Origin of the sequence: Streptomyces sp. SID5464 (assembly GCF_009862985.1) — a bacterium.
In the GTDB taxonomy this organism is placed as follows: domain Bacteria; phylum Actinomycetota; class Actinomycetes; order Streptomycetales; family Streptomycetaceae; genus Streptomyces; species Streptomyces chartreusis_D.
The window spans coordinates 1-21,180 of the sequence record NZ_WWIQ01000073.1 but is presented as its reverse complement, the minus strand read 5'-3'; the positions used below and the strand labels follow the sequence as shown (position 1 = coordinate 21,180).

At 71.6% G+C, this 21,180-nt stretch carries 18 protein-coding genes; 8 read left to right on the top strand and 10 right to left on the bottom strand.

Annotated elements, in window-relative coordinates; all coding sequences use genetic code 11:
- Positions 1–12: 12 nt before the first annotated feature.
- Positions 13–795, bottom strand: coding sequence for an ATP-binding cassette domain-containing protein (locus tag GTY47_RS34980; protein ID WP_010040125.1), 783 nt, complete (start codon positions 793–795; stop codon positions 13–15).
- Between the two features lie 79 nt (positions 796–874).
- On the opposite strand from GTY47_RS34980, the gene GTY47_RS34975 reads away from it, so the two are divergent.
- From GTY47_RS34975 to GTY47_RS34960, 4 genes are all read left to right on the top strand, one after another.
- Positions 875–1,516: a TetR/AcrR family transcriptional regulator gene (locus tag GTY47_RS34975; RefSeq protein ID WP_010040124.1), complete on the top strand. Its 642-nt coding sequence runs from the start codon at positions 875–877 to the stop codon at positions 1,514–1,516.
- A gap of 126 nt (positions 1,517–1,642) precedes the next feature.
- Positions 1,643–2,491, top strand: coding sequence for a 3-hydroxyacyl-CoA dehydrogenase family protein (locus GTY47_RS34970; RefSeq protein WP_010040122.1), 849 nt, complete (start codon positions 1,643–1,645; stop codon positions 2,489–2,491).
- Between the two features lie 149 nt (positions 2,492–2,640).
- Entirely contained in the window at positions 2,641–2,964 is a 324-nt protein-coding gene (locus GTY47_RS34965; RefSeq protein ID WP_003993003.1) for an STAS domain-containing protein, read from the top strand.
- A 268-nt stretch (positions 2,965–3,232) separates the two neighbouring features.
- Positions 3,233–5,725, top strand: a complete 2,493-nt coding sequence (locus tag GTY47_RS34960) for an ATP-binding protein (protein WP_010040119.1) — start codon at positions 3,233–3,235, stop codon at positions 5,723–5,725.
- Between the two features lie 70 nt (positions 5,726–5,795).
- Here the strand turns inward: GTY47_RS34960 and nucS are convergent, their stop codons facing one another.
- Positions 5,796–6,467, bottom strand: a complete 672-nt coding sequence (gene nucS / locus GTY47_RS34955; RefSeq protein WP_010040116.1) for an endonuclease NucS — start codon at positions 6,465–6,467, stop codon at positions 5,796–5,798.
- 256 nt (positions 6,468–6,723) lie between these two features.
- On the opposite strand from nucS, the gene GTY47_RS34950 reads away from it, so the two are divergent.
- Entirely contained in the window at positions 6,724–7,116 is a 393-nt protein-coding gene (locus GTY47_RS34950; RefSeq protein WP_010040113.1) for an SCO5389 family protein, read from the top strand.
- A gap of 83 nt (positions 7,117–7,199) precedes the next feature.
- Here GTY47_RS34950 and GTY47_RS34945 read toward each other — a convergent pair whose 3' ends face one another.
- Positions 7,200–8,228 (bottom strand): LLM class flavin-dependent oxidoreductase, encoded by a 1,029-nt coding sequence (locus tag GTY47_RS34945; protein ID WP_010040111.1) that lies wholly within the window; start codon positions 8,226–8,228, stop codon positions 7,200–7,202.
- 263 nt (positions 8,229–8,491) lie between these two features.
- On the opposite strand from GTY47_RS34945, the gene GTY47_RS34940 reads away from it, so the two are divergent.
- A complete protein-coding gene (locus GTY47_RS34940) occupies positions 8,492–8,824 on the top strand; it encodes a hypothetical protein (RefSeq protein ID WP_010040110.1) in 333 nt (110 codons plus the stop codon).
- Between the two features lie 12 nt (positions 8,825–8,836).
- Here the strand turns inward: GTY47_RS34940 and GTY47_RS34935 are convergent, their stop codons facing one another.
- The 7 genes from GTY47_RS34935 to mce form a co-directional block, all read right to left on the bottom strand.
- The gene (locus GTY47_RS34935) at positions 8,837–9,706 is read right to left on the bottom strand and encodes an ABC transporter permease subunit (RefSeq protein ID WP_029181185.1); all 870 of its coding nucleotides are present in this window, start codon (positions 9,704–9,706) and stop codon (positions 8,837–8,839) included.
- Complete coding sequence (locus GTY47_RS34930) at positions 9,703–11,088, bottom strand: ABC transporter ATP-binding protein (RefSeq protein ID WP_010040108.1); 1,386 nt, start codon at positions 11,086–11,088, stop codon at positions 9,703–9,705. Before GTY47_RS34930 ends, GTY47_RS34935 begins: the two co-directional genes overlap by 4 nt.
- Before the next feature lie 129 nt (positions 11,089–11,217).
- Complete coding sequence (locus GTY47_RS34925) at positions 11,218–11,988, bottom strand: ABC transporter permease (protein ID WP_029181184.1); 771 nt, start codon at positions 11,986–11,988, stop codon at positions 11,218–11,220.
- Between the two features lie 2 nt (positions 11,989–11,990).
- Positions 11,991–12,950 (bottom strand): ABC transporter ATP-binding protein, encoded by a 960-nt coding sequence (locus GTY47_RS34920; protein ID WP_010040105.1) that lies wholly within the window; start codon positions 12,948–12,950, stop codon positions 11,991–11,993.
- 85 nt (positions 12,951–13,035) lie between these two features.
- Positions 13,036–13,971, bottom strand: coding sequence for a cellulose-binding protein (locus tag GTY47_RS34915; RefSeq protein WP_010040099.1), 936 nt, complete (start codon positions 13,969–13,971; stop codon positions 13,036–13,038).
- A gap of 183 nt (positions 13,972–14,154) precedes the next feature.
- Positions 14,155–18,102, bottom strand: a complete 3,948-nt coding sequence (gene scy / locus GTY47_RS34910; protein ID WP_010040098.1) for a polarized growth protein Scy — start codon at positions 18,100–18,102, stop codon at positions 14,155–14,157.
- Positions 18,103–18,335: 233 nt separating this feature from the next.
- The gene (gene mce, locus GTY47_RS34905; protein WP_010040096.1) at positions 18,336–18,776 is read right to left on the bottom strand and encodes a methylmalonyl-CoA epimerase; all 441 of its coding nucleotides are present in this window, start codon (positions 18,774–18,776) and stop codon (positions 18,336–18,338) included.
- Between the two features lie 148 nt (positions 18,777–18,924).
- On the opposite strand from mce, the gene GTY47_RS34900 reads away from it, so the two are divergent.
- Positions 18,925–20,133, top strand: a complete 1,209-nt coding sequence (locus GTY47_RS34900; RefSeq protein WP_173937243.1) for an acetyl-CoA C-acetyltransferase — start codon at positions 18,925–18,927, stop codon at positions 20,131–20,133.
- Between the two features lie 38 nt (positions 20,134–20,171).
- Positions 20,172–21,128: a methylmalonyl Co-A mutase-associated GTPase MeaB gene (meaB, locus tag GTY47_RS34895; RefSeq protein ID WP_010040093.1), complete on the top strand. Its 957-nt coding sequence runs from the start codon at positions 20,172–20,174 to the stop codon at positions 21,126–21,128.
- Positions 21,129–21,180 lie beyond the last annotated feature (52 nt).

The following is a 21,180-nucleotide window of genomic DNA, read 5'->3' as shown; positions in this document are numbered from 1 at the left end:
GTCCTCTGCGTCCTAGACGGCGACGGGAGTCTGGTCGGCCGGCGCGGCGCTGCGGCCGGTGATGGCGAGGAAGGTGTCCTGGAGCGAGGCGTCGAGTGAGCCGCCGTACCGGAGCTTCAGCGCGCTCGGGGTGCCCTCGGCGACGACCACCCCGTGATCGACGACGACCAGCCGGTCGGAGAGGGCGTCGGCCTCGTCCAGGTAGTGCGTGGTCAGGAAGACCGTCGTGCCGTGCTCGTCGCGCAGCCGGCGCACCAGGTCCCACAGGTCGGCCCGGCTGCCCGGGTCGAGTCCGGTCGTCGGCTCGTCGAGGAACAGCACCTTCGGGTGGTGGGTCAGCGCCATCGCGATGTCCAGGCGGCGCCGCTGCCCGCCGGAGAGCGCCGCGCACTTGTGGTCGAGGAACTCGGTGAGGCCCAGGTCGCGGGCGAGTTCCGCGGCGCGCTCGGCGGCCCGCGCCCGCGTCAGCCGGTACAGACGCCCCTGGGTGACCAGCTCCTCCCGCACGCTGATCTGCGGGTCGACACCGCCGGACTGTGCCACGTAGCCGCTGGCCCGGCGCACCCCGGCCGGGTCGGTCGCCAGGTCGCAGCCCGCGACGGTGGCGGCGCCGCCGGTCGGTTCCAGCAGTGTCGTCAACATCCGCAGGGTGGTCGTCTTGCCGGCCCCGTTCGGGCCGAGGAAGCCGAGGATCTCGCCCTCGCGGACGGTCAGGTCGATGCCGCGCACGGCCTGGACCGGGCCGCCTTTGGTCTGGAAGGTACGCGCCAGGGCGGACGTACTGATGATTGCCATGTGCCCAGAAAAACAGAGTCACTGAAAATTTGCAACGACCCCAAGTTTTCAGCGAACCCAAGGAAGCTAGGATTCGGACATGGCAGAGGGACTCAGGGAGCGGAAGAAGCGCGAGACCAGGCAGCGCATCTCGGACATCGCCACCGGTCTGTTCCTGGAGCGCGGGTTCATGGCCGTGACGATCGCGGACGTGGCGGAGGCGGCCGACGTCTCCGTGAACACCGTCTACAACTACTTCCCGGCCAAGGAGGACCTCTTCTTCGACCGTTCCCAGGGGGTCGTCGACCGGCTCTCCCGCTGGGTGCGCGGCCGGGACGCGGGGGAGTCGGCCGCCCGGGCGGTGCTGCGCGAGCTGCGCGCCGAGATCGAGGCCGTCTCGCCCCGGATGGGCCTCGTCGAGGGCTACGACCGTTTCATGCGCTGCATCGAGGAGGCGCCGCCGCTGCGCTCCCGGCTGTGGAGCATCCAGCAGGAGGTCCAGGACAACCTGGAGGCGACCCTCCGCGAGGAGACGGATGCGGGGGACGCCGACCCCCTGCCCAGGCTGATCGCCGGTCAGATCTGCTGGGTCCACGGCACCGTGTTCGTCGCGATCGGCCGCGAGATGGCCAAGGGGCGCAACCCGGACGAAGTGTCACGGGAGATGCTCGTCCTCCTCGATGACATCGAGGAGCTGTTGAGCCGGAAGGTGCTCAACTACGCCGTCCGGGGAGCGGGATGACCCCTGCTGGTGTGATGTCCGTCATGTGAGACGTGACGCGCATTACTTACTGGTCACACAGGCCCTCACGAGCGCTAGTGTCCGCCCGAGAGGCAGACACAAGCAGCGCGTCAGGGGAGTCGCACAGTGGCACGGAAGCTCGCCGTCATCGGAGCCGGCCTCATGGGATCCGGCATCGCCCAGGTCTCCGCACAGGCGGGCTGGGACGTGGTCCTGCGCGACGTCACCGACGAGGCGCTGAAGCGGGGCACCGACGGCATCAAGGCCTCGTACGACAAGTTCGTCGCCAAGGGCAAGCTGGAGGCGCACGACGCCGACGCCGCGCTCGCCCGGATCACCGCGACCACCGACCTGGACGCCGTGGCCGACGCGGACGTCGTCGTCGAGGCCGTCTTCGAGAAGCTCGAGATCAAGCACGAGATCTTCCGCGCGCTCGACAAGCTCGTGAAGGACGAGGCGATCCTCGCCTCCAACACCTCCGCCATCCCGATCACCAAGATCGCGGCCGCGACGGAGCGCCCCGAGCGGGTGGTCGGCACGCACTTCTTCTCGCCCGTGCCGATGATGCAGCTGTGCGAACTGGTCCGCGGCTACAAGACCAGTGACGAAACCCTCGCCACGGCCCGGGATTTCGCCGAGTCGGTCGGCAAGACCTGCATCGTCGTCAACCGCGACGTCGCCGGTTTCGTGACGACCCGTCTCATCTGCGCCCTGGTCGTCGAGGCCGCCAAGCTGCACGAGTCGGGCGTGGCGAGCGCCGAGGACATCGACCTGGCCTGCAAGCTGGGCTTCGGGCACGCCATGGGCCCGCTGGCGACGGCGGACCTGACGGGCGTCGACATCCTGTTGCACGCCACGAACAACATCTACACCGAGTCCCAGGACGAGAAGTTCGCGGCTCCCGAGTCGATGCGCCGGATGGTTGACGCCGGTGACATCGGACGCAAGAGCGGGCAGGGCTTCTACAAGCACTGAAACCGCACATGCCCCGGGGCCATCACACGCCGGGGTGAATTCGGTATCGGTTCGCTTACAAGAAGCAACCTCTACCCCCCTCACGCAGTCAGAGGTTGCATCACCGGCATCACAACGCGGAGCACGAGACGCACGCACGGGGAGCGCATATGCACATCAGGGGCGACCACGCCGAGCTGGTCGTCGGGGGCCGCCTCGACGTCCGGAGCGCGGCGGACGCCCGTACGGTCCTGCACTCGGCCGTCGACGACGGAGTCGGCGACCTGGTGCTGGACCTGTCCGAACTGGACTCCTGGGACGCCACCGGACTCGGTGTGATCATGGGGGCTCACCGGCGGGCCGGCCGCTGCGGCCGGCGCCTGGTCCTGCGCGGCGTGCCGCCGCAGATGCAGCGCCTGCTGGTGGCCACCCGCCTGCACCGGATCCTGGCGATCGAGGGAGGCATCGGAGTGGAGACATTGCCTCGCGTGTGACGTCCTGTGCGGGTGTGGACCGGGCGACCGGGGAGACCCGGACGGACATCGTCGACTCGTGCGACGCGCACAATCCTCACGAGACCGTGACGTCTCGGACGGCGCGGTACCCCGGACTGTCGTAGATACTGTGCGAAGGTTTAGGGTTCGGCTGCCCGCTGCCTTGACACCCTTCGAGCGGGCCCGGACCAGAAGCGACAGCGCGGTGTGCAGCAAGGCCGGGAGGGGCTTTTCAGAGCACACACACGCTTTTGGGGGGCTTTGACCTATGGACCCGAACACCCGGGGACCCGACGAGTACGGCCACGGGGGCGACAGTCAGTCGCCGCGCCAGCGCCCGCCCAGGGAATCCCTCACACCCGACTTCAGTCAGCACGCGCCCGCGCTCGCCCGCACGGTGCAGCTCGTCTCCGGCGACTTCCTGCTGACCGTCAACCCCGTCGACGGCAGCGAGATAGAGGTCTGCCCGCCCGCCGAACGGCCCGCCCGGCCCGTGAAGCTCACGACGGCGGAGCGCGCCGAGGCCGAGCGCGCGGCCCGGCCGCCCGTCCCGCCCGGCCCCGCGCAGCCCAGCCTGCCGCTGCTGGCCCGCCAGGACGAACGCGAACGGCTGGTGCGCCTGCTCGCGCGCGGCCGCTCGGTCCGCCTCACCGGCCCCGCCGGCTGCGGCCGCACCCGTCTCCTCGACCTCGTGTGCGAGGACTGCTTCGACCTCGCCCCCGATGGCGTCGTCCGCCTGAACGGCTACGGCCGCACCTCGGACGAACTGCTGTACGACCTCTTCTACGCGGTGTACAACGCCCCCCTGCACCGCCCGGAACGGGACGAACTGCTCACCTATGTCGGTGAGATCGGCGCGGTCGTCGTCGTCGACGACCTGGAGTTCGGCGGTGCCGCGCTCGACGAGCTGCTGGAGGCCACCCCCGAGTGCGCCTTCCTGCTCGGCGCCACACCGGACGTGCCGGCGCCCTCCGCCGACGCCGCCGTCGAGGAGGTCTTCCTCGGCGGCCTGGAGCGCGCGGCCGGGCTCGACCTGCTGGAACACGCCGTCGGCCGGCCCCTCACGGACGAGGAGTCCAACTGGGCGGGCGACCTCTGGTTCGAGTCCGAGGGGCTGCCGCTGCGCTTCGTGCAGGCCGGGGCCCTGCTGCGGCAGCGCGACCGGCTGCGCGCCGGGACGAGCGCCGTCGACGAGTTCGGCGTCTTCGAGGACGCGCCCCCGGCCGAGGCGTACGACGCCGCCGACGGCGACGACGTACCGCTGCCCTCGCTCGGCGAGGCCGCCGCGCCAGCGCCGCTGCTCGCCTCCCGGCTGAGCGCGTCCGCGCGCGCCACCCTGCGGTTCGCCGTCGCCCTCGGCGGCGAGGTGCCGCACCAGGCACATCTGCCCGCCCTGGTCGGCGACACCCACGCGGACGCCGCGCTCGCCGAACTGGCCTCCTGCGGCCTGGTCTCCCCGGTCGGCTCCCGCTACCGGCTCGCCGCCGGTGTCCTGACCCAGCTGGAGGCCGCCGGATACGCCGACGAGGCCGAAGCCGGCGCCCGCAGCGCCGCCCAGCACTACTCCTGGTGGGCCGGGCACCCCTCGGTCACCCCGGAGCGCGTGTGCGCCGAGGCCGACGCCCTCCTCGCCGCCCTGGCCGTGCTCGGGCCGCTCACCGGCCCGCCCGCCGAGGACGAGGAGAGCCCGGCCGTGCACCTGGCGCGCACCGCCGCGCCCGCGTTCGCCGCCGGACTGCACTGGAGCGCCTGGGAACGCGCCCTGCGCACCGGCGCCGAGGCCGCCCGGCTCGCCGGGGACATCGCCGAGCAGGCCTACTTCCACCACGAGCTCGGCATCCTCGCCCTGTGCGGCGGGCAGCTCGACCGGGCCCGTGCCGAACTGGAGGCCTCCATCGGCCTGCGCGGTGCCCTCTCCGACAAGCGCGGCACCGTCGCCGGCCGTCGTGCCCTCGCCCTGGTCGCCGACCGCTCGGGCACACCGATCGGGCTCGGGCCGACCGCGGGGGAGGAGGTGCCCGACGCCCGGTACGAGGAGTCGGCGTCCCCGGCCGGTGGTGTTCCGGCGGCCTTCCCGACCCTCCAGCAGCCGCCCTCGCCGACCCTGGTCACCCGCCAGGGCTCGCCCGCGCCCTCGCGCAAGGCCCGGGGCGGCCTGAAGGGCCTGGCCCGGCGCAACATGGTGGCCGCCGGCGCCGGTGCCCTGCTCGTCGCCGTGCTCGGCACGGTCGTGACCCTCGGCGCCACGTCCGACAACGAGAAGAACCCGCCGTCCGACCAGGTCGGCGTCAATCCCTCGGCCAGCCAGGGCGTCGACGACGGCAGCCTGGGCGCCGACCGGCCGGCGAACGACGGCAACGGCGACACGGGCGCGGCGACGAGCCGCCCGACCGACCCGGGCCCGGACGGCACGCTCGGTACCTCGGACGATCCGACGCCGACGGGTGATCCCAGCGGTTCGCCGAGCCCCAGCGACCCCGGGGCGACGTCGGAGCCGCCGACGACCTCGAAGCCGCCCACCTCGTCCAAGCCGCCGACGACGTCCAAGCCCCCCACGACGTCGAAGCCGCCGACGACCTCGAAGCCGCCCACGACGTCGAAGCCGCCCACGTCCGAGCCGCCGACCTCGCAGCCGCCGACGTCCGACCCCCCGCCGCCGTCGACGCCGTCCACCTCCGACACGGCCAGCGGTCCGGCGCCGAGCGCCCCCACGAGCACCACCGCGAGCGCGCCGCAGACCAGCCCGGACCCGGTGATCTGACAGCCGTACACGCAGCGGGGCCGGGTCCGTTCCTCGGACCCGGCCCTTGTCGTCGTGTACGTGCGGTGGGTCAGAACAGCCGCAGCTTGTCGTCCTCGATGCCCCGCAGCGCGTCGTAGTCGAGGACCTGGCAGCCGATGCCGCGGTCGGTCGCGAGGACGCGGGCCTGGGGCTTGATCTCCTGAGCGGCGAAGATGCCGCGGACCGGGGCGAGATGGGGGTCGCGGTTCAGCAGCTCCAGATAACGCGTCAGCTGCTCCACGCCGTCGATCTCACCGCGTCGCTTGATCTCCACCGCGACGGTCTTGCCGTCGGCGTCCCGGCACAGGATGTCGACCGGCCCGATGGCCGTCGGGTACTCGCGGCGGATGAGGGTGTAGCCGTCGCCGAGTGTCTCGATGCGGTCGGCGAGCAGCTCCTGGAGGTGCGCTTCCACGCCGTCCTTGATCAGGCCGGGATCGACGCCCAGTTCGTGCGAGGAGTCGTGGAGGACTTCCTCCATCGTGATGATGAGCTTCTCGCCCGCCTTGTTGACGACGGTCCAGACGCCCTCATCCTCGCCGGTGCCCTCCTTCAGCGTGCAGGGCGGCGACATCCAGTTCAGGGGCTTGTAGGCCCGGTCGTCGGCGTGGATCGAGACGCTGCCGTCCGCCTTCACCAGGATCAGGCGCGGGGCCGAGGGAAGGTGGGCGGTGAGCCGCCCGGCGTAGTCCACGGAGCAGCGGGCAATGACGAGACGCATGGTCGGCAACGCTACTCGACAGGCGCCTGCCGACGCGATTCGCCCTGGAAAACACGTGTTCGGTATTGGCTGATTGTGTGCAGGGTGTGGTCATTGTGAGTGCCTCATCTGCGCATTCTCCTGGTGCCGTCACCGTCGGTTGCTTACGGTATGAGCGGGAGGTCGCGATGTGTGTACGCAGCGTGTCCGATATCGCGAACTCCCTTATCTGTCCGGCAACCCCTGCCCGCCGGGCGGGGGTGCGAGAGGAGAACTCATGTCGCTCGACGTCTCACCGGCCCTACTCGAACAGGCCGAGCGAGGCGAGGTCGACGAAGCGGAATTCGTCGACTGCGTCCGGACCTCCCTGCCCTATGCGTGGGAGATGATCAGCTCCCTGGTGGCCCAGCTGAAGGTGGACGGCGGTGCGTTCGCCGACAACCAGACGCCTCCGCCGGACGAGCAGGCACGCGGTCAGTTGCTGCGTGCGCTTGCGAGTGACGCGATACGCGGCGCGCTGCAGCGGCACTTCGGTGTGCGACTGGCCTTCCAGAACTGCCACCGGGTGGCCGTGTTCCCGCTTGACTCCTCGGTCGACGAGACGCTGGGCCGCTTCACTTCGGTCCGCAGCCAGGTGCTCAACCAGTCACCCGAGTTCCGGGACTGCTGACGCGGCGCAGCATGCTTGCCGCTCCGTTCGCGGGAGGTGCAGTTCTGTACCGGAGCGGCAAGCCCCAGGAACCCACCGCGCCTTCAGACGAGTTGGGGGAGCACCTCCGACCCCAGCCGCCGTACGTTCTCCTCCGTCGCCGCCAGGTCCCCGGAGCCCTCGACCAGCAGGGCGAAGCGGGAGATGCCGGTCCGCTCACTGGTCGCCGCCAGCCGGTCGGCGCACAGCCGCGGGGTGCCCACCGGGTGCAGTCCGCACAGCAGTTCGGTGTACGCCAGCGGGTCGCGCATCCGGCGCGTGCGCCCGTCCACCGTGACATGCGCCTCCAGGCCCTGCTTCAGCCAGCCCGGCATCGCCTTCATCAGCGTCTCCGCCGCGTCGACCCGCCGGTCCGCGATCTGGCAGACGCCCGCCGACACATGGGACGCGTCCAGGATCTCCTCGGCGGGCCGGCCGCACGCCCGCGCGTGCTGCCGCCACAGGGCGACCATCTCGGCCTTCTCCTCGTCCCCCACGTGCATCCCGAGCAGCATCGGCAGACCGCGCTCGGCCGCCAGCCGCACGCTCGCCGGGGACGTGCAGGCGACGACGAGCTCGGGTCCCGCGGCCTCGGTCAGGGCCTCCGACGGCCGGGGAACGACCGGGACTTCACGGAAGCGGAAGCGCTCCCCGTCGGCCGCCACCGAGGCGTCGCGCAGCCAGCGCACCAGGACGTCCAGGGATTCGGGGAACCCCTTCTCGTACGCCTCCAGGCCCGCGCCGAACACCTCCAGGTCGACCCAGGGGCCGCCGCGCCCGACGCCGAGCGTGAAACGGCCGTCGCTCGTGTGGTGCAGCAGCGCGGCCTGTTCGCCGAGGGTCACGGGGTGGGTGGTGGGCAGCACGCTGACCGCCGTGCCGACCCGGATGCGGCGGGTGCGGCCGAGCAGTAAGGCGGCCAGGGTGACGGCCGACGGGCACGTGCCGTACGGCACGAAGTGGTGCTCGGCCAGCCAGACCGTGTCGAGCCCGGCCTCCTCGGCGACCTCGGCCGAGCGGACCGCGCGGTGCAGCGCCTCTCCCTCGCCCTGACCGGGGAACTGGGCCGCCAACACGAAACTTCCAACGCGCATTGCTTTCCTGCTTCCTTGGCTCCGACACGGAGCTCCCCCACAGGGCATAACCGTCTGACACGTGACGAGGACACGGCCGGTCGGGGTAATTTGCGGATTGTCTGCAGAATGGGGCGTCCCTCGGGAGCCCGGGGAGAGACCCCGGCCGGGGGTTCGCCTCGCCCGACGAGGGACTTGTGGCGATTGGTGCCGTACGCGTACCCCGGTCCGCGCCGCGTAGGCTGGACACGGCCCGTGTCCTGTATAGCCCCGAGAGGTGTCCCGTGTCCCCGCGTCGCAACCGACCCAAGGGCGCCGCTTCGTCCGGCCGGAGCGCCGAGGACGACCGCCCCGGCCGCTACGGCGGCTGGCAGTCCTCGGAGAACTGGCAGGGTGAGAACTGGAGCGTGCGGCACGTGGCCGGCGCGAGCGCACAGGGCAAGTCGTACCGCTGCCCTGGCTGCGACCAGATGATCCCGGACGGGGTGCCGCACGTGGTGGCCTGGTCCGAGCACACGGGCGTCGACGACCGCCGGCACTGGCACAAGGCCTGCTGGAACGCGCGGGACCGCCGCACCCCGGGGGTGCGGCGGTCCCGTAACGCGCCGCGGTTCTAGGCCGGCCTGCGGCTACACGTCCCGCTTCTCCAGCAGGGCGAAGGCGGCGGCGAACGCGACGGCCGTCGCGCCGAGGATGATCCACAGCGGGTCCCAGCCGGACGGGCCGGACTGGCTCAGGGAGTTGGAGTAGAAGACGCTGAGCTGGTTCGGGATGGAGTACTCGAACAGGGCCTGGCGCACGTCCTCCAGGGACTGCGAGAACATGAACAGCGCGATCACCAGCGGGGCGAGCACGGCGCCGATCATGATCGTGATGGCGCCCGCCGAGTGCCGGATGATCGAGCCGACGGCGAGCGAGAGCAGGCCCAGCAGCGCGACGTACGCCGAGATGCCGACCGTGCCCCTCAGCCACTCCCCGCCGGACGGGTCCTTGGCGCCCTGGCCCTGCAGCATGGCCACGTGCAGGAAGGCGACGAGGGAGGCGGACACCAGCGTCACCACGAACGCGACCAGGAAGAACACGATGCCCTTCGCCGCGAGCACCCGGCCCCGGCTCGGGCACGCGACCATCGTGGTGCGGACCATGCCCGTGCCGTACTCCGAGGCCGTGGTGAGCACGCCCAGGGTGATGATGCACATGCTGCCGAGCAGCAGCCCGAAGAAGCCCAGGCCGAGCGGGCTCTCGCCGGACAGGGCCGGGTCGGAGTTGGCCACCACCACGCCGGTCAGCGTGCCGATGCCGATGACGAGCAGGACGAACACGCCGAGCGTCCACATGGTGGAGCGCACCGACCTGATCTTCGTCCACTCGGAGGCGATGGCGTGCCCGAGGTGCGTCCGCACGACCGGGATCGGCGACGTGTAACCGGGGTACGCAGAACCGGGCGCCGCCTCCCGGGTGGGCGCGGCCGGCGGCATCGGAGGCTGGGGGCTGCTCATCGGGGGTCCTCGGGCTTGGTCAGATCGGAGGTCGGGGCGGAGGCCGGCGGCGCGGGAGCGGCGCTCGCCTGCGGAGCCGGCGCGGCGGGCATGGCCGGCGCCTGGGGCGCCTCGCCGGCGGGCACGGCCGGAGCTTGGGGTGCCTGGGCGGCAGGCTGTGCGGGCGGCTGCGGTGCCTGGGGTGCCGGCTGCTGCGCGGACGGCTGTGGTGAGTGACCCGGCGGTTGGGCGTACGGGTTGGGGGGTGCCGCGGCGGAGGCGGCAGGGGGAGCCGGAGTGCCTCCAGGCGCCCCGTACGGGCCGCTCGGCGCCTGGCCCGGCGCGCCCTGCGGCGGCATCGCGAACGGGTGTCCGCCCTGCTGGGGCGGCGGCGGGGCGTACCAGCCGGGCTGGCCCTGGCCGGGCACCGGCATCGGGGGCTGTGCCCCGGGCGGCAGCGGCTGCTGCAGGCCTTCCTTCTGGTCGATGGTCGAGCGGTAGTCGACCGCGCCCTGCGTCATCCGCATGTACGCCTCCTCCAGCGAGGCCTGGTGCGGCGACAGCTCCCACAGCCGTACGTCGTGGTCGTGCGCGATGTCGCTGATGCGGGGGAGCGGCAGCCCGGTCACGCGCAGCGCGCCGTCCTGCTCGGGCAGCACGTGCCCGCCCGACTCGGTGAGCGCGGCGGACAGCTTCTCGCGCTGCTGCGGCTCGGTGTCGGGCGTCCGGACCCGCGCGAAGTCGGCGGAGTTCGCGGAGATGAAGTCCGTGACGCTCATGTCGGCGAGCAGCTGCCCGCGCCCGATGACGATGAGATGGTCGGCGGTCAGCGCCATCTCGCTCATCAGGTGGGAGGAGACGAAGACCGTACGGCCCTCCGCCGCGAGCGCCTTCATCAGGTTGCGCACCCAGAGGATGCCCTCGGGGTCGAGGCCGTTGACCGGCTCGTCGAACAGCAGCACCTGCGGGTCGCCGAGCAGCGCGGCGGCGATGCCCAGCCGCTGTCCCATGCCGAGGGAGAAGCCCTTGGACCGCTTCTTCGCCACGTCCTGGAGGCCGACGACCCCGAGCACCTCGTCCACCCGCTTGGCCGGGATGCCCGAGAGCTGGGCCAGGCACAGCAGGTGGTTGCGGGCGGCCCGGCCGCCGTGCACGGCCTTGGCGTCCAGCAGGGCACCGACCTGGCGGGGGGCGTTGGGCAGCTTGCGGTACGGGTAGCCGCCGATCGTCACGTGCCCGGCCGTCGGGTTGTCCAGACCGAGGATCATGCGCATCGTCGTCGACTTGCCCGAGCCGTTCGGTCCGAGGAAGCCCGTGACGGCCCCCGGCCGCACCTGGAAGGAAAGGTTGTACACAGCGGTCTTGTCGCCGTAGCGCTTCGTCAGGCCGACTGCTTCGATCATGCTCCGCACCCATCGCAAGGTTCAGGACAGCGGGGCACACGCCCCCGTAAGGGTTAGGAGGATATCGAGGCGCTGACGGTTCCGCCCAAATCAAAGTAAAGGGTGGAGCGCGACGCGCCCCGGCAGCGTCTAGGCGTCGCGCTTCTTCAGCAGCACGTACCCGCCGACCAGCGCCGCGAGCACCCACAAGCCCATGATTCCGAGGCCGCCCCATGGGCCGTACGGGGTGTCGTCGTCGAGGGGCGTGACCACCTGCATGATCTTGCTGCCGGCCTGGTCGGGAAGGAACCGGCCGACCTTCTTGGTCGCGTCGACATTGCCCAGGATGTTGGAGATGAGGAAGAAGAACGGCATCAGGATGCCCAGGGAGAGCATCGGCGAGCGCAGCATCGCGGCGACGCCCATGGAGAACATCGCGATGAGGGCCATGTAGAGGCCGCCGCCGATCACGGCACGCAGCACCCCCGGGTCGCCGATCTCCGCCCGGTGCTCGCCGAGCATCGCCTGCCCCAGGAAGAAGGCGGCGAAGCTGGTGACCAGACCGACCAGGAGAGCGAGACCGCCGGCCACCGCGATCTTGCTGAACAGGAAGGAGCCGCGCTTCGGCACGGCGGCCAGCGACGTGCGGATCATGCCGGTGCTGTACTCGTTCGACACCACCAGCACACCGAACACGATCATCGCGAGCTGCCCGAGGCTCATCCCCGCGAAACTGATGAACGTCGGGTCGAAGTCCGCCCGCTCCCGCGCGCCCATGGAATCGAACTCGTTCTTGGACAGGGCCGAGATCAGCATGCCGAGGGCGACCGTCACGACCACCACCAGCGAGAGGGTCCACACCGTGGACGCCACCGACCGGATCTTCGTCCACTCCGACCGTACGACCTGGGTCGTCGCCATGTTCAGCCCCTCTTCCAGCCGTCGCCCCACCGCTGTCCTGGTGGCTCGGGGCTCGTCTCGCTGTGTGCGTGATACTCCACCGACTCCGCGGTCAGCCGCATGAAAGCCTCCTCCAGCGACGCCTGTTGCGGGCTCAGCTCGTGCAGTGTGATCCCGTGCTGCGCCGCCAGCTCGCCGACGTGCTCGGCCTTGCCGCCGTCCACCTCCAGCACCCCGTCACCGCTCTCGACGGCCACGAGCCCGGCCTGGTGCAGCACGTCGAGCAGCCGCTCCCGCTGCGGGCTGCGGACCCGGACGTACGACCGTGAGTTGCGCGCGATGAAGTCGGCCATGGAGGTGTCCGCGAGCAGCCGCCCCTGCCCGATGACGACGAGGTGGTCGGCGGTCAGCGCCATCTCGCTCATCAGATGGGAGGAGACGAACACGGTCCGGCCCTGCGCCGCCAGGGACTTCATCAGGGTGCGGATCCAGTGGATGCCCTCGGGGTCGAGGCCGTTGACCGGCTCGTCGAACATCAGGATCCGCGGATCGCCGAGCAGCGCGGCCGCGATACCGAGCCGCTGCCCCATGCCCATCGAGAAGCCCTTGGTCTTCTTCTTCGCGACCGCCGTCAGCCCGACCGTCTCCAGTACCTCCCGCACCCGGCTGCGCGGGATGCCGTTGCTCTGCGCGAGGCACAGCAGGTGGTTGTAGGCGGTGCGCCCGCCGTGCCAGGCCTTGGCCTCCAGCAGGGCGCCGATGTACGTCAGCGGGTCCTTGAGCTGCTGGTAGTGCTTGCCGTCGATACGGACGTCGCCGGCGGTCGGGTGGTCGAGACCCAGGATCATCCGCATGGTCGTGGACTTGCCCGCGCCGTTGGGCCCGAGGAAGCCGGTGACGATGCCCGGTCTGACGGTGAAGGACAGGTTGTTGACCGCCACCTTCTCGCCGTAACGCTTGGTCAGCCCCTCGAGCTCAATCATGCCGCCACGCTAGAACGTGACAAAGCCCTCTGCCACCGGAGCGGCAGAGGGCTTTGCGGAGATTCAGTCTCCGTACGCCCGGTCGTTACCGGGACTGCTGGGCCGGGACCCCGCGGGAGATCGGCTCGTCCTCGGCGGGCGTACCGGCGGCGGCCACCGCGGCACCCGTGAGCGTGGCGAGCATCTCGCGGACGTTCGTCAGCTGGGCGTTGATGCTGTCGCGGCGGTTGGTCAGGGCCGCGAGCTCGCGCTCGGATTCCGAACGGATGCGGTCGGCCTTGGCGTTGGCGTCGGCCACGATGTCCTCGGCCTGGCGCTGGGCCGTCTCCACCGTCTGGCGGGCGCGGCGCTCGGCGTCCGTGCGCAGCTTCTCCGCCTCCAGGCGGAGCTGCTCGGCGCGGTGCTCGATCTCGGCGAGGCGCTTCTCGGCCTTGGCCTGACGGGACGCCAGGTCGCGCTCGGACTGCTCGCGGCGCTTGGCGAGGTTCGTCTCGAAGTCGGCGGCGGCCTGCGCGGCCTTGGCGCGGGTCTCCTCGAAGAGGGCGTCCGCCTCCTCGCGCTTGGACTGCGCGTCCTTCTGCGCCTCGGCACGCAGCTGGGCGGCGTCACTCTTGGCCTTCTCGACGATCCGCAGGCCCTCGTCCTCGGCCTTGGCCTTGCGCTCCGCGGAGTACGACTCGGCGTCGTTGCGCACCTGCTGGGCGGCCGACTCGGCGAGCTCGCGGTGCTGCTCGGCAGCGCGCCGGGCCTCCTCGCGCAGGTCCTTCGCCTCTTCCTCGGCGAGGCGGAGGATCTTCTCCACGCGCGCGCCGAGACCCGCGTACGACGGCTCGGCGTCGCTGATCTGGGCCTGGGCGTTCTGCGTCTCGAGGTGGAGCTCCTCGATGCGCTTTTCCAGAGCGGTGATGCGGGCGAGAGCGCTGTCACGGTCGGAGACGAGCTTGGAGATACGTTCGTCCACCTGAGCGCGGTCGTATCCACGCCGCACAAGCTCGAAGCCGTAGGGGGAAGTGTCGCTCATGGGGTTCCTGTCGAATGAGACCGGTGAGGTGATAGATGGAATCCTAGGGGCCGAAACGGTGTGTCATCGAGCGGATGCGCGTTTGATCTGCAAAATGAGACCCCTTTTGAGTGGCCGTCCGTCGGACTGCTTGCCAAAGACTTGGTCAAAGACCCCAGCAGACACCGGATTGGCCCCGGTTCGCTAGCTTTCCGAGGACTTGCCACCCGAACGGGGTGCGCCGACTGTCGCGCCTGCCTTGACTCCGTTGTCCTTGGCCGGGGACGGGGCCTCGAAGGATTCCAACGCCTCCAGGACGTCCTGGACACGGGAGATCTCGGCATTGATGTCCTCGCGGCGGCGGACCAGGACCTCCAGCTCGCGCTTGCCCTCCTCGACCGTGCGCTTGGCCTCGCGGATCGCCTCGGCCTTGAGCTCCTCGGCCTCCCGAACCAGCGTGGCCTTCTTCTGCTCGGCCTCCTTGAGCAGCCCCTCGGCCTTCTTCACCGCGGCGATCCGGACCTTGCCCGCCTCGGAGTTGGCCTCCGACACGATCTCCTTGGCCTTCGCCTGCGCCTTCGCGAGCTGCTCCTCCGCGGCCTTGACGAGCGCGTCGCAGCGGTCGCCCGCCGACTTCATCGCCTCGGCCGACTCCCGGCGGGCCCGCTCGTGCAGCTCCTCGATCTCCGCCGTGATGCGGTCGCGCAGCTCCTCGGCGCGCTCCCGGATCTGCGTGGCGTCCCGGCGCGCGCCGACCAGCAGCTCGTCCGCGTCCGTACGGGCCTTCTCCACCAGCGAGTTGCCCTCGACCGTCGCCTCGGACACGAGCCGGTCGGCCTCCTTGCGGGCCGCGCCCACCATCGTGTCGGCCTGCGACTCGGCCTCCGCGGTGGTCTTGTGCGCCTGCTGCTGCGCCTCGGTGAGCAGCTTGTCGGCCTCCGCCGTGGTCTCCGTGATGAGCTTGTCGACCTGCTCGGCCGCCTCGGAGCGCCGCTTGTTGGCGTCCTTGCGGGCCTCGTCCAGCGTCCGGTCGGCCTCCTCGCGCGCGGAGTTGAGGAGCCGTTCCGCCTCCGCCTCGGCGTCGGCCTTGACGCGCTCGGCCTCGCCGCGGACCCGCTCGGCGTGCTGCTGCGCCGAGCCGACCGTCTCGGCGGCCTCGGCCCGCAGCCGCTCCGCCTCGTCGGTGGCCTCCCCGACCAGCTGGTCGGCCTTCGCGACCGACTCGGCGCGCACGCGCTCGGCCTCCGCGGCCGCCTCGGAACGGAGGCGCTCCGCCTCGGAGATGGCTTCCGTGCGGACCCGCTCGGCCTCGGTGACCGTCTCCATCCGGAGCCGGTCGGTCTCCTGGATCGTCTCGGTCGTGAGCCGCTCCGCCTCGCCCCGCGCCTCGGTGATGAGGGTGTCCGCCTGCGTCGCCGCGTCCGAGCGGATGCGGTTGGCGTCCTCGCGGGCGTCCGCCCGGGTGCGCGCGGCGCTCTGCTCGGCCTCCGCGATGGCGTCCGACGCCTCCGTGCGCACCCGCTGGGCGTGCTCGGCGACGTCCGCGCGGATCCGCTCCGCCTCCGTGATCGCCTCGGACATCGTCCGCTCGGCGAGCGCCTTGGCGGCCTCGGTCTCCTCGTGCGCCTCGCGCCGCAGCCGGCCGGCGTCCTCGCTCGCCCGCTCCCGCTCGGCGTAGGCGTCGGCGCGGACCCGGTCCGCCTCCTCCTGAGCCTCCCGCCGCGTACGGTCCGCCGCGTGCTCGGCGGCGCTGCGCAGCCCGGCGATCTCCTCCTGCGCCTGCTCGTGCAGCCCCGCGACGGAGTCCCGGACCTGCTGCGCGTGCTGCTCGGCCGCCGACACCATCTCCGTGGCCCGCCGGTCGGCCTCCTCGATCAGCCGTACGGCCTCGGTCTGCGCCTCCTCCACGCGCTTGCGCGCGGAAGCCAGCAGCTCCTCGCTCTGCTCGCGGGCCCGCTCGCGCTCCTGGTCGGCCTCCTGCCGGGCACTGCCGAGGAGTTCCTCGGCCTCCCGGCGGCGCCGGTTGGCCTCCTCCTGGGCGGCGGCCAGCGTCTCGGACGCCTCCGTGGCCAGCCGTTCGGCGGCCGCCTGCGCCTCCGCGCGCACCCGGTCGGCGCTCTCCTGCGCCTCCGACTTCAGCCGCTCGGCCTCGCTCGCGGCCTCCGACCGCAGGCGCACGGCGACGGCCTCGCCCTCGGCACGCGCGGCCGACGCGTCGGACGCGGCCTCGTCGCGCAGCCGTTCGGCCTCCGCCTCGGCCTGCTGCTGGAGCGTGCGGATCCGCTCGGCGGCCTCGGCACGCAGCCGCTCGTTCTCCTCGGCGGCCTCGCGGCGGATCCGCGCGGCCTCCTCACGGGCGTCGGACAGCGCCTGCTCGGCCGCCGCCAGCCGCTCCTCCGCCTCCGTCTGGAGCCGCGTCAGCTCCTGGGCGGCCTCGGCGCGGCGGGCCTCCAGGGCCCGCTCGGTCTCCTCGTGCAGCTCCCGCGCCGCCCGCTCGGCGTCCGCCTTGAGGGCCTCGGCCTGCTCGACGACCTCCTCGCGGTGCCGCTCGGCCTCCTGCCGGGTGCGCTGAAGGGTCTCCTCGGCCTGACGGCGCAGGGTCGTCGCGCGCTCGATGGCCTCCGTACGGACCTTCTCGCTGTCCGTCTGGGCCGTCGTCCGCAGCTCGTCCGCGTCCGCCTTCGCCTTGGCGAGCAGCTCCTCGGCGGACTTCGCCGCCTCCTCGATCTGCGCCACGGCCTCCTTGCGGGCCTCGGCGCGGATCTTCTCGCCCTCTTCGACCGCGTCCGACCGCAGCTGCTCGGCCTCGCCGCGCAGCCGGCGGGCCTCCTCCTGGAGCTCGACCGTCTTGGCGCGGTACTCCTTGGTGTCGTCCTTCGCCGCGCCCTTGAGCTGCTCGGCGATGTCATGCGCCTCGGCCCGCAGCCGGTCCGCCTCGGCCTCGGCCTCCTTGCGGATCCGCTCGGCCTCCTCGGCCGCGGCCTTGGTGGTCTTCTTGGCGTCCTCGGACGCCTTGTTGAGGACCTCCTCGGCCGTCCGGGCCGCCTTGGACAGCTGGGTCGCCGTCTCCTCGGCGGTGAGCGTGCGGGCCTTCTCCGCGGCCTCCGCGACGATCTTCTCGGCCTCGGCGCGGGCGTCCGCGACGATCTGCTCGGCCTCGGACTTGGTGTTCTCGGCCTCCTTCGTGGCCTCCTCGACCAGCCGGGCGACCTGCTCCTTGGCGGTGCGCGTGCGCGTCTCGTTCGCGGACTCCGCGCTCGCCAGGGCCTTGGCGGCGGCCTCCTTGGCCTCGGCGACCAGCTTCTCCGACTCGGCCTGCGCCTTGCGCAGCGCCTCCTCGGCCTCCGCCATCCGCTGCTCGGCGGCCTTGCTCAGCTCCTGGGCCTGGCGGCGCGCGGACTCCGACTCCGTGGCGGTGGAGGTCCGCAGCTGCTCGGCGTGGTCGGTGGCCTCCTGGGCCTGGGTGGAGGCGGCGTTGAGCAGCCGCTCGGCGTCCGTGCGGGCACGCCGCAGGATCTGCTCGGCCTCGGCCCGGGCCTCCTCGGCGGCGCTCGTCAGCCGCTGCCGGGCCTCGGTCGTCAGCCGCTCGGCCTCCGCACGGGCGGTGGACAGGGCCTGCTCGGCCTCTGCGCGGGACTCGTCCAGCAGCCGGCGGGCCTGCTGCTCGGTACGGGCCCGCAGCTGCTCCGCCCACGCCACGTTCTCGTTGACGTGCGACTCGACCGTCTGGCGACGCTCGGCCAGCTCCTGGTCCAGCTGCTGGCGGCGGGTCACCGCCTCCTGGTGCAGCTCCGCCTGGAGGCGGGCCGCCTGCTCGGCGTGCTCCTGGAGGATCCGCTGGGTCTGCGCCCGGGCCTCGCTCAGCTCGCGGTCGGCGTCCGCCCGGATCTGGTCGGCCTGCATCTGCGCGTTGCGCAGCAACTGCTCGGCCTGCCAGCCGATGTCGCCCCCCTCGAAGGAGGGCCGGGACATGATGGTGCGCCGCGCCTCGTGCAGCTTGGCGCGCAGCACCTCGACCTGGTAGCCGAGGTCCTCGGCGTGCTGGATCGCCTTTTCCCGCTCGGTCTTCAGCCGCTTCATCTCGGCTTCGAACCGAGAGAGGTGGTCGACGTCAGCCGCCGGCTCTCGCTCCTGGCTCTCGTAGCCCCGCACTGCGCGGTCCCATCCGTCCCCTGGTCGCAACTCTCTCCAAACGAGCTCCGTCCATACGCCGAACGGGGCCCCCGGGGAATGGTGTCAGATCATCGGCGGAGCACGGGCTGCTGCCCCGACGCTCGTCCCCCGAAACCCGGACCCCGGTGGTCCTGCCGTCGCACGGCGGGACCGCGGTCACCCTGGACTGAGCGGCGACCGCCCCCAACCCTACCGGCCCCTATGTACGAGGGTCAGTGCTCAGGTGACTCAACGGGCGCCGAAGTGACCAGTTCTGTCAGTACGCCATGGCAGTCCTTGGGGTGCAGGAAGGTGATCCGTGACCCCATGGAACCGCGTCGCGGCTCTTCGTACAGCACGCGTACGCCCTTGTCCCTGATGTCGGCCGCCTCGGCGTCGACGTCCGCCGTACCGAAGGCGATGTGGTGGACCCCCTCCCCGTTCTTGGCGAGCCACTTCGCGACGGTGGAGTCCTCGCGGGTCGGCTCCAGGAGCTGCAGGTACGAGGCCCCGCCGTCGGACGTATCGTTGATCTTGAGCATGGCCTCGCGCACGCCCTGCTCCTCGTTGACCTCGGAGTGGAACACCTCGAAGCCGTAGGTGGCACGGTAGAACTCGACGGTCTTGTCGAGGTCGAAACAGGCGATCCCGATGTGGTCGATTCGCGTCAGCATGGATTCAGTGCAGCGCTCCGGAGGTGGTTACGCAACGTGCGCGCGATCACACCGACAGCCCGATGACGGCGTGGCGTACCGGTCAGTACATTCGAAGTAAACCCTCGTTCACTCCTCGGCTGTGCAGCCGGTAAGGGGATCGCAGCTCATGACTTCTGGAACTTCCGGAGCGAACAGCTCGGTGATCGTCGCGGGCGCGCGTACGCCCATGGGGCGGTTGCTCGGTTCGCTCAAGTCCTTCTCCGGAGCCGACCTCGGCGGCTTCGCGATCAAGGCCGCCCTCGACCGTGCGGGGATCGGTGGCGACCAGGTGCAGTATGTGATCATGGGGCAGGTGCTCCAGGCCGGGGCGGGGCAGATCCCGGCGCGCCAGGCAGCGGTCAAGGCCGGCATCCCGATGAACGTTCCGGCGCTGACCATCAACAAGGTGTGTCTGTCCGGGCTGGACGCGATCGCGCTCGCCGACCAGTTGATCCGTGCGGGTGAGTTCGACGTGGTCGTCGCCGGCGGCCAGGAGTCCATGACCAACGCCCCGCACCTGCTGCCCAAGTCCCGCGAGGGCTTCAAGTACGGCGCCGTCCAGATGCTCGACGCCATGGCCCACGACGGGCTGACCGACTCCTTCGACGGCGTCGCCATGGGCGAGTCGACGGAGAAGCACAACACGCGCCTGGGCATCGGGCGGGCCGAACAGGACGAGATCGCCGCGCTGTCCCACCAGCGGGCCGCCGCCGCCCAGAAGAACGGGCTCTTCGAGGCCGAGATCACGCCCGTCGAGATCCCGCAGCGCAAGGGCGACCCGGTGCTGTTCAGCAAGGACGAGGGGATCCGGGGCGACACGACCGCGGAGTCCCTCGGAAAGCTGCGCCCCGCCTTCGCCAAGGACGGCACGATCACTGCCGGTTCGGCGTCGCAGATCTCCGACGGCGCCGCGGCCGTCGTGGTGATGAGCAAGGCCAAGGCGCAGGAGCTCGGCCTGGAGTGGATCGCCGAGATCGGGGCCCACGGGAACGTGGCCGGGCCGGACAACTCGCTCCAGTCCCAGCCGTCCAACGCGATCCAGCACGCCCTGAAGAAGGAGGGGCTGGGCGTCGAGGACCTCGACCTCATCGAGATCAACGAGGCGTTCGCGGCGGTTGCCGTGCAGTCGATGAAGGACCTCGGGGTGTCCACCGAAAAGGTGAATGTCAACGGCGGCGCCATTGCCCTGGGTCACCCGATCGGGATGTCCGGTGCGCGGCTCGTCCTGCACCTCGCGCTGGAGCTGAAGCGGCGTGGTGGTGGCGTGGGCGCGGCGGCGCTGTGCGGTGGTGGTGGTCAGGGTGACGCGCTGATCGTGCGGGTACCGAAGGCCTGACGGCGGTTTCGGATCCCCCTTTCATGAACGGAGCTGTGATGCAGGACGTCTCCACGCTGGTGGCCCAGGCCAGGGAAGGGCGGCCGCGGGCCGTCGCCCGGCTGATCTCGCTGGTGGAGGGGGCGTCCCCGCAGCTCCGGGAGGTCATGGCGGCGCTGGCGCCGTTGGCGGGCAAGGCGTACGTCGTCGGGCTGACCGGGTCGCCGGGGGTCGGCAAGTCCACGTCGACGTCGGCGCTGGTGACCGCGTACCGCAAGCAGGGCAAGCGGGTCGGCGTGCTCGCCGTCGACCCGTCGTCCCCGTTCTCGGGCGGTGCGCTGCTCGGGGACCGGGTGCGGATGTCCGAGCACGCGTCGGACCCGGGCGTGTATATCCGCTCGATGGCCACGCGCGGGCATCTGGGCGGGCTCGCGTGGGCCGCGCCTCAGGCCATCCGGGTGCTGGACGCGGCGGGGTGCGATGTGATCCTCGTCGAGACGGTGGGTGTGGGGCAGTCCGAGGTGGAGATCGCCTCGCAGGCGGACACGTCCGTCGTGCTGCTCGCGCCCGGGATGGGCGACGGCATCCAGGCGGCCAAGGCCGGGATCCTGGAGATCGGTGACGTGTACGTCGTGAACAAGGCCGACCGGGACGGGGCGGACGCGACGGCTCGCGAGCTGAACCACATGCTGGGGCTGGGGGAGGCCCGGGGGCCCGGGGACTGGCGTCCGCCGATCGTGAAGACGGTCGCCGCGCGGGGGGAGGGTCTGGACGAGGTCGTCGAGGCACTGGAGAAGCATCGCGCCTGGATGGAGGAGCGGGGGGTGCTCGCGGAGCGGCGGATGGCCCGGGCGGCGCGGGAGGTCGAGACGATCGCGGTGACGGCGCTGCGGGAGCGGATCGGGGATCTGCACGGGGACCGGCGGCTGGGTGCGCTGGCGGAGCGGATCGTGGCCGGTGAGCTGGATCCGTATCGGGCGGCTGATGAGCTGGTTGCCGGGTTGACGGAGGGCTGAGCGCGGTGCCTGCGGCGGCCTGCGCGGCTTCGGTGGGGGTACGCGCTTTCGC

What these genes read in the sequence shown, in the direction of transcription:
- meaB (WP_010040093.1), top strand. Translation starts at nt 20,172, where the DNA reads ATGCAGGACGTCTCCACGCTGGTGGCCCAGGCCAGGGAAGGGCGGCCG.
- GTY47_RS34965 (WP_003993003.1), top strand. Translation starts at nt 2,641, where the DNA reads ATGCACATCAGGGGCGACCACGCCGAGCTGGTCGTCGGGGGCCGCCTC.
- GTY47_RS34915 (WP_010040099.1), bottom strand. Translation starts at nt 13,971, where the DNA reads ATGAGCGACACTTCCCCCTACGGCTTCGAGCTTGTGCGGCGTGGATAC.
- GTY47_RS34945 (WP_010040111.1), bottom strand. Translation starts at nt 8,228, where the DNA reads ATGCGCGTTGGAAGTTTCGTGTTGGCGGCCCAGTTCCCCGGTCAGGGC.
- GTY47_RS34920 (WP_010040105.1), bottom strand. Translation starts at nt 12,950, where the DNA reads ATGATTGAGCTCGAGGGGCTGACCAAGCGTTACGGCGAGAAGGTGGCG.
- GTY47_RS34950 (WP_010040113.1), top strand. Translation starts at nt 6,724, where the DNA reads ATGTCGCTCGACGTCTCACCGGCCCTACTCGAACAGGCCGAGCGAGGC.
- GTY47_RS34975 (WP_010040124.1), top strand. Translation starts at nt 875, where the DNA reads ATGGCAGAGGGACTCAGGGAGCGGAAGAAGCGCGAGACCAGGCAGCGC.
- GTY47_RS34960 (WP_010040119.1), top strand. Translation starts at nt 3,233, where the DNA reads ATGGACCCGAACACCCGGGGACCCGACGAGTACGGCCACGGGGGCGAC.
- GTY47_RS34935 (WP_029181185.1), bottom strand. Translation starts at nt 9,706, where the DNA reads ATGAGCAGCCCCCAGCCTCCGATGCCGCCGGCCGCGCCCACCCGGGAG.
- nucS (WP_010040116.1), bottom strand. Translation starts at nt 6,467, where the DNA reads ATGCGTCTCGTCATTGCCCGCTGCTCCGTGGACTACGCCGGGCGGCTC.
- GTY47_RS34925 (WP_029181184.1), bottom strand. Translation starts at nt 11,988, where the DNA reads ATGGCGACGACCCAGGTCGTACGGTCGGAGTGGACGAAGATCCGGTCG.
- mce (WP_010040096.1), bottom strand. Translation starts at nt 18,776, where the DNA reads ATGCTGACGCGAATCGACCACATCGGGATCGCCTGTTTCGACCTCGAC.
- GTY47_RS34980 (WP_010040125.1), bottom strand. Translation starts at nt 795, where the DNA reads ATGGCAATCATCAGTACGTCCGCCCTGGCGCGTACCTTCCAGACCAAA.
- GTY47_RS34930 (WP_010040108.1), bottom strand. Translation starts at nt 11,088, where the DNA reads ATGATCGAAGCAGTCGGCCTGACGAAGCGCTACGGCGACAAGACCGCT.
- GTY47_RS34900 (WP_173937243.1), top strand. Translation starts at nt 18,925, where the DNA reads ATGACTTCTGGAACTTCCGGAGCGAACAGCTCGGTGATCGTCGCGGGC.